The sequence below is a fragment of the Stappia sp. genome (assembly GCF_048261845.1).
GTDB lineage: Bacteria > Pseudomonadota > Alphaproteobacteria > Rhizobiales > Stappiaceae > Stappia.
In genome coordinates, this window is the sequence record NZ_JBLXFR010000080.1 from 1 (window position 1) to 13,523 (window position 13,523).

Sequence of the window (13,523 nt, forward strand, 5' to 3'; positions counted from 1 at the left end):
TCTCCCGGTCCGAAACCTTCTCAAGAGACTGGCAGCCGGGAATGCAACGACGCAAAACATCCGCGTCATTCAACGCTTCCCACACAACACCACGACCTGCAAACAAACGGTACTCACCTACCAAATCCATGTTCCGGTGCCTTTGCAAAAGGGTTCGCGCGCGTGTCGCCGCGCCTTGCGCATCTTCAGTTGCGCACAGCTTGACCAAGCCGGCCCCGCCTTTCAAGTGCTTGAAAGAAAATCAGCTACAAACTTCTCTTTGGTGCAGCGCGGCAGGCGCGGTTCCCGCCGAGCCGTTTCCGCCCGGGGTCTGGCGCGACAGCGCATGGCGATTGACCGCGGCCGGCAAGCGCCCTAAGGCGTTCGCCAGGGATCACGCGCAAGACCACCGCAGGAAAGGACCATCGCTTGTCCGACGAGGCGAGAGACCGGGCAACCGGCGACACGCAAGAGGCCGCACCGGCCGGCAACCCGCCGGTGCCGGTCTGGCCGAGCATGCTCCAGACACGGGGCTGGTCCGACTATGCGCTGCTCGACTTCGGCCACGGCCGCAAGCTCGAGCGCTATGGCAGCATTGTCGTCGACCGTCCCGAGCCGCAAGCGATGGGCGCGCCGCACCTGCCGCAGGGCCGCTGGGACGCGGCCGATGCCGTCTTCACGGGCAATGACGAGGATGACGGGCCCGGACGCTGGCGATTGAACCGCGACCTGCCGGAGACCTGGCAGATGGCATTCGGCGATGTGCGGTTTCTCGGCCGCTTCATGTCCTTCCGCCATGTCGGCGTGTTTCCCGAGCAGGCCGCGCACTGGCAGTGGATGGCCGACCGCGTGAGGGCCCGCCAGGCGGCGGGCGGGCGGCCGATGCGCATTCTGAACCTGTTCGGCTATACCGGCCTCGCCTCTCTGGTGCCGGCCGCCGCCGGCGCCGAGGTGACCCATATCGATGCCTCGAAGAAGGCCGTCGGCTGGGCGCGCGAGAACCAGGCGCTCTCGGGCCTCGACGACCTGCCGATCCGCTGGATCTGCGAGGATGCGACCAAGTTCGTCGCCCGCGAGGTGAAACGCGGCAATGTCTATGACGGCATCCTGCTCGACCCGCCGAAATACGGACGCGGGCCGAAGGGAGAGATCTGGGACCTTTACGAAAGCCTGCCGCAGATGCTGCCGATGATCGAGAAGATCCTGTCGCCGGAGGCCGATTTCCTCGTGCTGACCGCCTATGCGATCCGCGCCAGCTTCCTGGCCCTGCACGAAGTGATGGCCGATACGCTGGCAGCACGCGGGGGGCGGCTTGAATCGGGAGAACTGGTGCTGCGGTCCGAGACCGGCGGACGGACCCTTTCGACCTCCCTCTACAGCAGGTGGAGCGGACAATGAGCGGGCGCGACGATCCACCCGGCGCCCGCAAGGCCGGCCAGGTCAAGCAGGTCACCTCCTTTTCCAACCCGCTGGTCAAGGACATCAAGGCGCTGATCGCCCAGCGCAAGCACCGCCAGCGCACGGGCCGCTTCGTCGCCGAGGGACTGAAGCTTGCGACCGACGCGCTCGCCGCCGGCTGGGAGGTCGACATGCTGGCGATCGGACCGGAAGCACGCGACAGCGCGACAGCGCGCGAGGTCGCGGCCATGGCGCGTGCACGCGGGGCGACGATCCTGGAGGTCTCGACCCCGGTCCTGGCGGCGATGACGCGGCGCGACAACCCGCAGATGGTGGTCGGCGTCTACGGGCAAAAAACCTTGCCCCCCGGTTCCTTGCGCGCGGCGATCGCGGCCCGCCCCGATGCCGTGTGGGTGGCCCTCGACCAGGTCCGCGATCCCGGCAATCTCGGCACCATCATCCGCACCGCCGACGCGGTCGGCGCGGCCGGCGTCATGCTTGTCGGCGAGACCACCGATCCCTTTGCCGTGGAGGCGGTGCGCGCCACCATGGGCTCGCTCTTCCATGTGCCGCTTGTACGCCTGCAGCGCGCCGAGTTCCGCGAGATCGCGCAGGCCTGGCCGGGCACGGTCGTCGGCACGCATCTCAAGGGGTCGAGCGACTACCGGACCATCACCTATGCCCGGCCCGCCCTGCTGCTGATGGGCAACGAACAGTCCGGCCTCCCCGACGAGATGGCAGAGGCCTGCGGCGCGCTCGCCCGCATCCCACAGGCCGGACAGGCCGACAGCCTGAACCTTGCGGTCGCCACGGCGGTCATGCTCTACGAGATCCGCCGCACCGACCTTGCGCTCTGAGCGGCACGGCGGAAGCCCGGCGAGCGTCCCGCCGGGCTTCCGCCCGGGATCCCGACCCTAGAGGTCGATCCGGCGGCTTTCGCCTGCGCCGATCACCTCGATGCCCTTCGTGCCCGCGACCGCAGAAATTTCCAGCGTCTCGGCGTAGGGCGCGGTCTGCGGCAGGACGATGCCGGACACGCAACCGACGACCTCGATCCCCCAGTAGTCCGGCTGCGTCACATAGACGAGCGGCCGCAGGTCGACCCGCATCGAGACGGTGGCCCGCTCGCCGGTGACGAGCAGGAACTTGCCATTGCCGCCGAGACCGACGAAAACCTCGGCCGTGTCGAAATCGATCAGTCCACAGGTCTGCGAAGCGGGCCGCGCCTGCAGCGTCTTTGCGATATCCATGTTGAAACTCCCTGTACCGGCAATAAAACGGCGTTGACCCCGGTGCGGCGGGATCCGCCACCGATACACGCCTTGTGAGAAAATACCACAAAACCACAACCTCTGGGAAATCACACCATGCGCCTCTTCGTCTTCGGTATCGGCTACTCGGCGGATGCCTTCGTCACGCGCATCGCACAGCGCTGCACCTGGATCGGCGCGACGACGCGCAGCCCCGACAAGGCGGAGGCGCTCCGGGCGCGCGGCATCGCCCCCTTCCTGTTCGACGGAACGGCGCCGGGTGACGGCATCGCCGCAGCCCTTGCGCAGGCATCCCATGTGCTGGTTTCGATCGCTCCGGGGGAGGCCGGCGATCCGGTGCTTCTCCATCACGGCGCGGACCTTGCCGCCGCCCGGCCCGCCTGGACCGGCTACCTGTCGACGGTCGGCGTCTATGGCGACCATGGCGGCGCATGGGTCGACGAGGAAACACCCTGCAAGCCGGTATCGCGGCGCTCCGTCCAGCGGGTGGCGGCCGAGCAGGCATGGCTGGCGCATGGCGAAACGCATGAGCGTGTCGTGCAGGTCTTCCGCCTGTCGGGCATCTATGGTCCCGGCCGCAACGCCTTCGTCAATTTCGAGAAGGGCACCGCGCGCCGGCTGGTCAAGCCCGGCCAGGTGTTCAACCGCATTCACGTGGCGGACATCGCCGGAGCGCTGGAAGCGGCAATCGACGGTCCGGCAAGAACGCGCGTCTTCAACATCACCGACAACGAACCGGCGCCGCCGCAGGACGTTGTGTCCCATGCCGCCGGTCTGCTTGGCGTGGCGCCGCCGCCGGAACAGGATTTCGCGAGTGCCGACCTCAGCCCGATGGCCCGCTCGTTCTACGGCGAGAACAAGCGGGTCTCGAATGCCCGGGTAAAGTCCGAGCTCGGCTACGACTTCCTGTTTCCCACCTATCGCGAGGCGCTTTCGGCCCTGCATCGCGACGGCTGGCGCTGAGCACGTCTCACTTGCCGCGCGCCTCCCCGTCGCTGCCGAAGCGCACCTGCGGGCCGGACAGGGCGGCAATGTTGCGCTCGGGCGGTAGCGCCGCGATTTCCAGGATCAGTTTCTTGCGGACGGCATCGGCGAAGGTCGCCCTCGAATCGGCCGTCACGACAAAGGAACCGGGACCGCCGATGATCAGCCTGGCGAAGGCCTCTTCCAGGTCGTAGCGGACCGGGCGGCCCGAACAGTGCCGGCACAGGACGGCCAGGCCGTTGATGACGATACCGGCGGCAACCACCTCGGCCCGGGCGGTTTCCAGCGGCGGACCGTTCCAGCTGTTGGCGCTGTCGGCCGAGAGATCGATGACGCGCCGGACCCCGCGATGGCCGCTCTCCTCGATCAGCCGCTTGCCCTTCAGCAGCGCCGAGCCGATGGCGTTGCGCCCATACGCCCTGCGCGGCGCTGTCATCAGCGCTTCGGCAAACCGCCGGGCGGCATCGGCCCCGTCGATCACGGTCCAGCCGACGACGACATCCTGCGAGGCCGCATTTCCCCATTCGACATAGGTAACGGCGATCTTGCCGTGGGCATTGTCGAGGATGGCGGAGAGCACCATGGGGTCGGTTACGGCATCGGCGTAGCCCTGTCGCTGGAAGCGAATTTCGGCATCGTCGATGGAGCCGCTGGAATCGGCCAGGAGCACAAGCTCCAGATCCACGTCTTCCGCCGCCGCATCCGCGAGCGGCGCGGCGGCTGCAAGCAGCAGGGAAAGCACGAGGCGGACGAATGCGCGCATGCCGTTTCTCCAGGGCAATCCGGTGACGCCCGAGTGAAACATGCCGGCTCACGCAAGGGAATGCGAAAGCCGGCAACCGGCTTTCACGTTCCGGCGAGGCTGGCGCGTCTCAGACCTCCTTCTTGTGTTCCTTCTCGTGCCACGGTCCGTGGACACTTCCGACAAGACAGGTCGTCTTGCACTTGCTCCTGCAGCGGGTGCCCGTGTTGCGGACAATGCCGGCACGCGCCAGCAGGGACGGATGGAATGTCCAGGACGTGTCGAGGTCCTGGCCCCGGTCGCGCAGCGGCGCCCATTCCGGCGCAAGGATCTGGCGGCGGCCGGCCTCGTCGGTCCGCTCCACGTGGATGCGCAGCGGCCAGGAGCGCAAGCCGCCCCGCGCCAGGCAGAGCCCGAAGCGCCCGGCCTGGCCGGATTCTTCCAGCAACCGGCCGATCCGCTCCATGGCGGGAGCCGCGCGCGCCAGCTCCCTCTCGTCGAGGCCGTGGCGGGCGAAGGCGAGCGGCAACCACCGGCCATCGAGAAAACGCCAGGATGTCGGCCGGCCCTCGCGCGACATCGCCGAGCCGCGTGCGCAGACGGTGACGGACAGGCTGTTGGCCCGCCGGTCATGGCTTTCCCAGACGGTTTCACCCTCGGCGAGGGTGAAATGCACATGCAGCAGGTTGACGCCGAACGTGTCATCCAGCCCCTCGTCGATCAGGATATCGGCGAGGGCTGCAAACAGGGGCGCATCCCCGGCCGGGTCGAAACGCTCGACATCGTCGACATGGGGAAGGCCGGCATAGGGCAAGGGCAGACCGTTTTCGAGTGTGGCGGAAGAACGGGATACGGGCATGGTCGTCTCCAAATGGCTGATCGAAATCGCCGCCGCTCCCGCATGACGGGAGCTTGGCGCATGTCATTCAACCCCGGAGAGAGAGAATTCGCAACGAACGAATGCCGGAATACGCGACGTCAAGCCAGACGGCCGGCACGCCTCCCATGTGTCAGGATGCATGGAACGACGGCACCGCGCGGAGAACCGCTGCGTCCCGTGTCCGTATCAGTTGGTTCGGGTGCGGCGCACCGCATCCTGCCAGCCGGCATAGAGCGTCTGGCGGGCCTCCTCTTCCATGGCCGGTTCGAAACGGCGATCGAGATGCCAGGTCTCGGCGAAGGCTTCCATGTCCGGCCACACACCCGCCTTGTAGCCGGCGAGCCAGGCGGCGCCCAGCGCCGTCGTCTCGAGGATCTGCGGCCGGTCGACCGGCGCTCCGAGCAGGTCGGCGAGGGACTGCATGGTCCAGTCCGAGGCGGTCATGCCACCATCGACGCGCAGCACGATGCCCGTGGTGTCGATGCCGGCCGCATCGGCGCGCATGGCCTCGATCAGGTCGCGGGTCTGGTAGCCGACGCTTTCCAGCGCCGCCCTGCAGAAATCGGCCGGACCGCTCGCCCGCGTCAGGCCGAACAGGGCGCCACGCGCATCGGGATCCCAATAGGGCGCTCCAAGACCGACAAAGGCGGGCACCAGATAGAGCCGGTTCTCCGGGTTCGATGCCTCCGCGAGTTGCTGGCTGTCGGCAGCCTTGTCGATGATGCCGAGCCCGTCGCGAAGCCATTGCACAGCGCTCCCGGCGACGAAGATCGAGCCTTCAAGCGCGTAGGTGGTCTTGCCGTCAAGCCGGTAGGCAATCGTCGACAGCAGGCGGTTGTGCGAGGTAACCCGGGTTTCGCCGGTGTTGATCAGCGCGAAGCAGCCTGTGCCATAGGTCGATTTGACCATGCCGGGCCGGAAACAGGCCTGCCCGACAGTCGCCGCCTGCTGGTCACCCGCAACGCCGAGGATCGGCAATTCCGTCCCGAAATACTCCGCCTCGACCGTGCCGAAACTGTCGGCGCTGTCCTTGACCTCAGGCAGCATCGACAAGGGCACGCCGAGAATGCCGCACAGTTCCTCGTCCCAGCGGTTCTCGTCGATATTGTAGAGCAGCGTGCGCGAGGCATTGGTGGCATCGGTGACATGGGACCGCCCTCCGGTCAGCTTCCAGATCAACCAGCTGTCGACCGTGCCGAACACCAATTCGCCGGCCTCCGCGCGTGCCCGCGCGCCATCCACATTGTCGAGGATCCAGGCAAGCTTGGTGCCGGAGAAATAGGGGTCGAGCAGCAGGCCGGTGCGCTGCGCGAACAGAGCCTCGTGTCCCTCCCCTTTCAGCCGGGCGCAGAACTCCGCCGTGCGGCGGTCCTGCCAGACGATGGCATTGCAGACCGGCTCGCCGGTCTTGCGGCTCCATACCAGCGTCGTCTCGCGCTGGTTGGTGATGCCGACCGCCGCGATCGCCGAAGCCCCGCCCTCGACCTGCGCCAACGCCTCGCGGCAGACGGCCAGCGTCGAGGTCCACAGGTCCTGCGGAGCATGCTCGACCCACCCGGAATGGGGGAAATGCTGGGCGAATTCCTGCTGGCCGACCGCCACCGACCGCAGCCCCCCGTCAAAGACGATGGCCCGGCTCGATGTGGTGCCCTGATCGATTGCGAGTATATGTCCGCCGCTCACACGCCGCCTCCCGGTACGTTCGTTTTCTTTCCTTATTGCCGAAAAAAACCATCAAACGAAGCAAAAAAGCGGTCAATCGAAAATCTCGCCCTCTTGCATGGCTGCGATGCCCGAATGCAGGATCGACGCGTTTCACCGACCTTGCTAGGTTTTCGGCAAGCGGTCGTCCGGCCGCACCTTCCTGTCGCCGCGATCGCGGCCAGACCGGGTCTGCGGCCATAAAGACGTTCTCGCTCAGCCTCCTGTCAATCGCGGTCATCGCCGCACTGTCGCTCTGGTTCGTGTCCGCCGCGATCCTTCCGGAAATGCTCGCCGAGACGCCGATCCCGGCGGTCCGGCAGGCGTTGTTGTCCAGCGGCGTGCAGGTCGGCTTCGTGGCCGGCGCACTTCTCTCGGCCTTTCTCGGCCTTCCCGACCGTCTGCACCCCGGACGCCTGCTTGCGGCCTGCGCCACGCTGGCGGCACTGGTCAACGCGGCCTTGCTGGTTCTGCCGGTGGGAGGCAACGGGGCTATCGCGGCGCGCATTCTCACCGGCGCGCTGCTTGCCGGCGTCTATCCGGTCGGCATGAAGATCGCCGTCGGCTGGGGCGTGAAGGATCGCGGTTTTCTTGTCGGGCTGCTGGTCGGCGCGGTAACGCTCGGCTCAGCCGCCCCGCACCTGATCGCGCTTGGCGGCGGCGCCGACTGGCGCGTCACGGTGCTTCTCGCCTCGCTCGCCTCCCTTGCCGCGGCCGTTCTCGCGCTCGGCGTGCGGCTTGGCCCGTACCATGCAACGTCGCCGCGCTTCGACCCGAGCGTCATCGGCCGAGCCTGGACGGATCGCCGCATTCGTCTCGCCTATGCCGGATATTTCGGCCACATGTGGGAGCTCTATGCCATGTGGACCTGGGCGGGCGCGGCGATGGCGGCCGCCTTCGCCGTCACGCTTGACGATGCCACCGCACTGCCCCTCTCCCGGATGACGACCTTTGCGGCAATCGCAGCCGGCGGCATCGGCTGTATCGTCGGAGGGCTGGTGGCCGACCGTATCGGCAAGGAAACCGTGGCGATCATCGCACTGGCTTTCAGCTTTGCCAGCGCCCTTGCCGCCGCGCTTGCCTTTGGCGGCCCGCCCTGGCTGCTCTGCGCGGTCTTTCTGGTCTGGGGAGCGTCGATTGCACCCGATTCGCCGCAATTCTCGGCGCTGGTGGCGGATTTCGCCCCGGCCTCCCAGGCGGGCAGCCTGATGACGCTGCAGACGGCGATCGGTTTCGCGCTGACCTTCGTCACGGTACAGGCAACGCCGGTGGTCGTGGACCTGGCCGGCTGGCCCGTGCTGCTTGCCCTGCTGGCGCTGGGTCCGGCCTTCGGGCTTGTCGCCATGCTGCGGCTCAGGCGGCTGATGAGCACTGAGCGCGGAACCGGCTGAGCAGTCTCCCTCTAAACGCAAAAAGCGCCGTGCCCGTCACGGCAGCGGCGCTTCGCTTGCGGCGTTTTTCAACGCCGCGCGGTTTGATGTCGCCCCTTACAGGACGCGCAGGTTCTCGGCGGCGGAATGGCCGCGGGCATAGTTGAGCTCATAGGCTACAAGCTGGCCTTCGCGCAGGGTCGGAAGACCCGCGCGGCGCAGCGCCGCCATGTCAACATGGACGAAGTCGCCCTCGTCCGGTTCGATCTGGCCAACACCCTGCTTGATGTCGAACCACTTTACATTGCCAAAGTCCATTTCAGTCTCTTTCTTATCGTTCTTGTCAGTGGTGTTGCGCACCCGTCCGGGGTGCCGGTCATGCCGCCGTGGCGCGCGTGTCGCGCCGGGGCAACGTCCATGCTCGCGCGGAACGTGTCGCGCAGTCGCATGACGAATTGCGTCTCGGTTCGTCTCGAAAGCGCCCGGTCCTCATCTTGCAATGTGAGGGTGACAGGCATGCGACACCGGAAGGCGCGCCATATCGTCAGCGAATGATGAACAACTACCGTTAAGAAATGGTGACCCTATTTCATTTTGCAAGGCCTGCGACGCCGAACCGACAATTCGCACTGGCAGGCCATGCAAAAACCGTCAAGTTTGATATCCTGCCCCTGATGACCCGCCACCACCAACGCGACGAGTTCACGATGAACCAGAACGTCAACGTTCTTCTGCTCTATCCGCGCTTCCAGGCCGGGTCCTTCTGGAACTACCAGGAGACATGCACCCTGGTCGGCGCCAAATATCCGGCACCGCCGCTCGGGCTGATCACGGTCGCCGCGATGCTGCCCGACACCTGGACGCCGCGGCTCGTCGACCGCAACACGACGGTGCTGCGCGACGAAGACCTGGCCTGGGCGGATGTCGTCTTCACCGGCGGCATGCTGCCGCAGCAGTCCGACACGCTCGCGATCATCTCCATGTGCCGGCAGGCCGGCATCCCCGTCGTCGTGGGCGGTCCGGACGTGACGTCGAGCCCGGACCATTACACAACCGCCGACTTCCGCGTCATCGGCGAGGCGGAGGGCATCTTCGCGCGTTTCCTTGAAGCGTTCGAGCGCGGCGAACGGTCCGGCACCTTCGAGGCGGAGAAGTTCAAGGCCGACGTCACCACCACGCCGGTGCCGCGCTTCGACCTCCTCAACTTCTCCGACTATGTCCAGGTCAATGTGCAGTTCTCCCGAGGCTGCCCGTTCACCTGCGAGTTCTGCGACATCATCGAGCTCTACGGGCGCAAGCCGCGCACCAAGGGCAGCGCGCAGATCCTGGCCGAGTTGCAGGCGCTCTACGATCTTGGCTATCGCGGCCATGTGGACTTCGTCGACGACAACCTGATCGGCAACAAGAAGGCGGTGAAAGCCTTCCTGCCGGACCTGATCGCCTGGCAAAAGGCGCAGGGTCGCCCGTTCGAGCTCTCGACCGAGGCATCGCTCAACCTGGCCGACGATCACGACCTTCTGGAAATGATGCGCCAGGCCGGCTTCTTCGTCGTTTTCGTCGGCATCGAGAGCCCCGACCCGGAAGTGCTGATCGCCACCCGCAAGAAGCAGAACACAAGGCGCGACATCGCCGCCAGCGTTCACAAGATCTATGAAGCCGGCATCTTCGTCATCGGCGGCTTCATCGTCGGGTTCGACGAGGAGAGCGACCGTGTGGCGGACGAGATCGCCAACCTTATCGAGGAGGCCGCCATTCCCGTCGCCATGACCGGGCTTCTCTACGCGCTTCCCACGACGCAGCTCACCCGGCGCCTCGCCGCGCAAGGACGCCTGCACGCCGAATTCGACGTAGCCGATCCCGACCACGAGCAGGGCGACCAGTGCACGGCCGGGCTCAATTTCGAGACCCTGCGCCCGCGCGAGCGGATTCTCGCCGACTACCGCAAGGTGATCGCGCGGGTCTACGCGCCGGACGCGTATTTCGGGCGGCTGAAAAGGATGGTCTCGCTGCTCGACATGAGCGGGCCGAATGGCGACGTTCTCAACGCCCGCCTCCTCAGCGACGTGAAGAAGCTCGGCCGGCTCGTCTGGTCGATCACGCTACACAAGCCCGAGCATCGCGGGCACCTGTGGCGGATGATCGCCTTCACGCTGCGCCACAACCCGCGCGCGCTCAACCCGATGCTGCAGATGGTGGCGCTCTACGTCCATCTCGGCCCGTTCTCGCGCTTCGTGCTCCAGCGCATCGACGCGCAGATCGCCGAGATCGAGGCCGGCCGCTGGCAGCAGCCGGTGCTGGTCGCCGCCGAGTAGGGCGGCGACCGCAAGCCTCACTCGTCCATCTTCAGGGCCTTGATGAAGGCTTCCTGGGGGATCTCCACCTTGCCGAACTGGCGCATGCGCTTCTTGCCTTCCTTCTGCTTTTCCAGAAGCTTGCGCTTGCGCGTCGCGTCGCCGCCATAGCACTTGGCGGTCACGTCCTTGCGCAGCGCGGCAATGGTCTCGCGGGCGATGACCCGGGCACCGATGGCCGCCTGGATCGGGATCTTGAACATGTGCCGGGGGATCAGGTCCTTCAGCTTCTCGCACATGGCGCGGCCCCGCCGCTCGGCCTGCGAGCGGTGGACCAGCACGGACAGCGCGTCGACCGGCTCGGCATTGACCAGGATCGACATGCGCACCAGGTCGCCCTCGCGGTAGTCGGTGATCTGGTAGTCGAAGGAGGCATAGCCCTTGGAGATCGACTTCAGCCGGTCGTAGAAATCGAAGACCACCTCGTTGAGCGGCAGGTCATAGGTGACCATGGCGCGCGAACCGACATAGTTCAGGTCGACCTGCACGCCGCGCCGCTCCTGGCAGAGCGTCAGGATGGCGCCGAGATATTCGTCCGGCGTCATGATCGTGGCGCGGATCCACGGCTCCTCGATGGTCTCGATCTTCACCGGGTCCGGCATGTCGGCCGGATTGTGCAGCTCCTTCAAGGTGCCGTCGGTCAGGTGCATGCGGTAGACGACCGAGGGCGCCGTCGCGATCAGGTCGAGATCGAACTCGCGCTCCAGCCGCTCCTGGACGATCTCCAGATGCAAGAGGCCGAGGAAGCCGCAGCGGAAGCCGAAGCCGAGCGCCGCCGAGGTCTCCATCTCGTAGGAGAAGCTTGCATCGTTGAGCCGCAGCTTGCCCATCGCCGCGCGCAGGTCCTCGAAGTCGTTGGCATCGACCGGGAAGAGGCCGCAGAAGACCACCGGCTGGGCCGGCTTGAAACCGGGCAGCGCCTGGGCTGTCGGCTTGCGCTCGTCGGTGATCGTGTCGCCGACGCGGGTGTCCGCCACTTCCTTGATGGAGCCGGTGATGACGCCGATCTCGCCGGGGCCGAGATCGTCGGTCATCAGGAATTTCGGGGTCATGACGCCGACGCGGTCGATCTCGTAGGAGGCGCCCGCCCCCATCATCTTGATCTTCTGGCCCTTCTTCATCCGCCCGTCGATGATGCGCACCAGCACCATGACGCCCAGATACGGGTCGTACCAGCTGTCGACGAGCAGCGCCTTCAAGGGCGCGTCCGGGTCGCCTTCGGGCGGCGGCAGGCGGTTGACGATCGCCTCCAGCACGTTTTCCACGCCAAGGCCGGTCTTGGCGGAGATCATCACAGCTTCCGAGGCGTCGAGGCCGATGACGTCCTCGATCTGCTCCCTGACCCGGTCCGGCTCGGCCGCCGGCAGGTCGACCTTGTTGAGCACCGAGACGATCTCGTGGTCGTTGTCGATGGCCTGGTAGACATTGGCGAGCGTCTGCGCCTCGACGCCCTGGCTGGCATCGACGACCAAAAGCGATCCCTCGCAGGCGGCCAGCGAACGCGACACCTCGTAGGCGAAGTCCACATGGCCCGGCGTGTCGATCAGGTTCAGCTTGTACTGCTTGCCGTCGGCGGCGTTGTAGATCAGGCGCACGGTCTGCGCCTTGATGGTGATGCCGCGCTCGCGCTCGATGTCCATCGAATCGAGCACCTGCTCCTTCATCTCGCGGCTGGTCAGCGTGCCCGTCATCTGGATCAGGCGGTCGGCCAGCGTCGATTTGCCGTGGTCGATATGCGCCACGATGGAGAAATTGCGGATGTCGGAGATTTTCTGCGTGCTCATGCGCGCCCGTTTACCATCGCCGCAGGCCGGCGCAAAGGGGATTGCGCGGCGCATCAAGGAAAAAGAGGCCGGTGCTTCCTTGCGCCGCCCGACGGCGGCGCCATCTCCCTCTACCTCGCCACCAGAACCTGCGTGCAGGCGTCCGGCAGGGCGGCGAGCGTCATGTGCTTCTTCTTCGACGGCTTTGCGGGTTTGGCCGGCTTTTTCGGCACCCAGGGCTCGTCGGAGAGCCACCATGTGAGTTCCTGGCCGCAGCCATCGCCGGGAGGGGGCGGGTTCTGGTCCTTGCAGCCGATGCTGCCGTCCGGACAGGCGATGCGCACATGGAAATGGTAGTGGTGGCCCCACCAGGGACGCACTTTCCTCAGCCAGGCGCGGTCGCCGGTCTCGAAGCGGCAGAGCGCCTGCTTGATGCCGGGATGGGCGAAGATGCGCGAGACGCGCCGGTCCTGCGCCGCGCGGCGGATCAGCCTTGCGCGGGCATCGCTCCATTTCGCCGGATCGACGCCCCGGTCGGCATCCTTGAGGTTGGACGGGCCCTTCAGCATGGAGACCGCCGACATGCTCTCGCGCTCGTCGCGGGTGAGCGTGCGGTCCGGCATCGGCGTCAGCCAGATGTCGGCATCGAGGCCGATCTGGTGGCTGGCATGGCCGGAGGTCATCGGCCCGCCGCGCGGCTGGGCGAGGTCGCCGACAAGCAGGCCGTTCCAGCCGAGCGCGGGCGCGTCGGCGGCCAGCCGCTGCAGCATGTCGATCAGTTCCGGATGGCCCCAGTTGCGGTTGCGCGACAGGCGCATCACCTGCCAGCTCGGCCCGTCGACGGCCAGTGCCGTGGCGCCGGCAACGCAGCCCTTGGCATAGGAGCCGATGGAACGGGCCGCGAGCGGCGCGGGCGAGCGCATGGCGCCGAAGAGATCCTTGGCAACGGCCGAGGGCGAAACATTCGCCGGAACAACGGCGGGGGTCTCCCGCACCGCCGGGGCCGCCTCGGCGGGCCTTTCCGCGCGGTCGGGCGGTGCCGGTTGTGGCGGGGGGGGGGCGGCAGAACGCGAGCGGGCCGGGT

General features: G+C 66.7%; 13 protein-coding genes. 5 read left to right on the forward strand and 8 right to left on the reverse strand.

The window, feature by feature from the left end; all coding sequences use genetic code 11:
* The coding region (locus ACN0T5_RS19645; RefSeq protein WP_417770320.1) for an SRPBCC domain-containing protein at positions 1-130 on the reverse strand (130 nt) is incomplete at its 3' end.
* A gap of 278 nt (positions 131-408) precedes the next feature.
* On the opposite strand from ACN0T5_RS19645, the gene ACN0T5_RS19650 reads away from it, so the two are divergent.
* Together ACN0T5_RS19650 and ACN0T5_RS19655 are read left to right on the forward strand one after the other, a co-directional pair.
* Positions 409-1,377, forward strand: coding sequence for a class I SAM-dependent methyltransferase (locus tag ACN0T5_RS19650; RefSeq protein ID WP_417770309.1), 969 nt, complete (start codon positions 409-411; stop codon positions 1,375-1,377).
* On the forward strand, positions 1,374-2,234 hold the full coding sequence (locus ACN0T5_RS19655; RefSeq protein ID WP_417770310.1) for a TrmH family RNA methyltransferase: 861 nt from the start codon (positions 1,374-1,376) through the stop codon (positions 2,232-2,234). The genes ACN0T5_RS19650 and ACN0T5_RS19655 overlap by 4 nt, the downstream gene beginning before the upstream one ends.
* 57 nt (positions 2,235-2,291) lie before the next feature.
* Here the strand turns inward: ACN0T5_RS19655 and ACN0T5_RS19660 are convergent, their stop codons facing one another.
* Positions 2,292-2,627 carry a hypothetical protein gene (locus tag ACN0T5_RS19660; protein WP_417770311.1) on the reverse strand — a complete coding sequence of 112 codons (336 nt, stop codon included), beginning with the start codon at positions 2,625-2,627 and terminating at the stop codon, positions 2,292-2,294.
* 117 nt (positions 2,628-2,744) lie between these two features.
* Between ACN0T5_RS19660 and ACN0T5_RS19665 the strand changes: the two genes are divergently transcribed.
* A complete protein-coding gene (locus ACN0T5_RS19665) occupies positions 2,745-3,611 on the forward strand; it encodes an SDR family oxidoreductase (protein ID WP_417770312.1) in 867 nt (288 codons plus the stop codon).
* Positions 3,612-3,618: 7 nt separating this feature from the next.
* On the opposite strand, the gene ACN0T5_RS19670 is transcribed toward ACN0T5_RS19665, so the two are convergent.
* From ACN0T5_RS19670 to glpK, 3 genes are all read right to left on the reverse strand, one after another.
* Positions 3,619-4,395: a DUF1194 domain-containing protein gene (locus ACN0T5_RS19670; protein WP_417770313.1), complete on the reverse strand. Its 777-nt coding sequence runs from the start codon at positions 4,393-4,395 to the stop codon at positions 3,619-3,621.
* Between the two features lie 109 nt (positions 4,396-4,504).
* Complete coding sequence (locus ACN0T5_RS19675) at positions 4,505-5,233, reverse strand: hypothetical protein (protein ID WP_417770314.1); 729 nt, start codon at positions 5,231-5,233, stop codon at positions 4,505-4,507.
* A 207-nt stretch (positions 5,234-5,440) separates the two neighbouring features.
* Positions 5,441-6,937: a glycerol kinase GlpK gene (gene glpK / locus ACN0T5_RS19680; protein WP_417770315.1), complete on the reverse strand. Its 1,497-nt coding sequence runs from the start codon at positions 6,935-6,937 to the stop codon at positions 5,441-5,443.
* Positions 6,938-7,185: 248 nt separating this feature from the next.
* Between glpK and ACN0T5_RS19685 the strand changes: the two genes are divergently transcribed.
* Positions 7,186-8,346: an MFS transporter gene (locus ACN0T5_RS19685; protein WP_417770321.1), complete on the forward strand. Its 1,161-nt coding sequence runs from the start codon at positions 7,186-7,188 to the stop codon at positions 8,344-8,346.
* Between the two features lie 96 nt (positions 8,347-8,442).
* Here the strand turns inward: ACN0T5_RS19685 and ACN0T5_RS19690 are convergent, their stop codons facing one another.
* The gene (locus ACN0T5_RS19690; RefSeq protein ID WP_417770316.1) at positions 8,443-8,643 is read right to left on the reverse strand and encodes a cold shock domain-containing protein; all 201 of its coding nucleotides are present in this window, start codon (positions 8,641-8,643) and stop codon (positions 8,443-8,445) included.
* A gap of 356 nt (positions 8,644-8,999) precedes the next feature.
* Here ACN0T5_RS19690 and ACN0T5_RS19695 point away from each other — a divergent pair, with 356 nt between their 5' ends.
* On the forward strand, positions 9,000-10,637 hold the full coding sequence (locus ACN0T5_RS19695; RefSeq protein WP_417770317.1) for a B12-binding domain-containing radical SAM protein: 1,638 nt from the start codon (positions 9,000-9,002) through the stop codon (positions 10,635-10,637).
* Between the two features lie 17 nt (positions 10,638-10,654).
* Here ACN0T5_RS19695 and lepA read toward each other — a convergent pair whose 3' ends face one another.
* Together lepA and mepA are read right to left on the reverse strand one after the other, a co-directional pair.
* A complete protein-coding gene (gene lepA, locus ACN0T5_RS19700; RefSeq protein ID WP_417770318.1) occupies positions 10,655-12,460 on the reverse strand; it encodes a translation elongation factor 4 in 1,806 nt (601 codons plus the stop codon).
* Positions 12,461-12,570: 110 nt separating this feature from the next.
* Positions 12,571-13,523 (reverse strand): penicillin-insensitive murein endopeptidase (gene mepA, locus ACN0T5_RS19705; protein ID WP_417770319.1); only part of this gene is annotated, 953 nt, incomplete at its 5' end.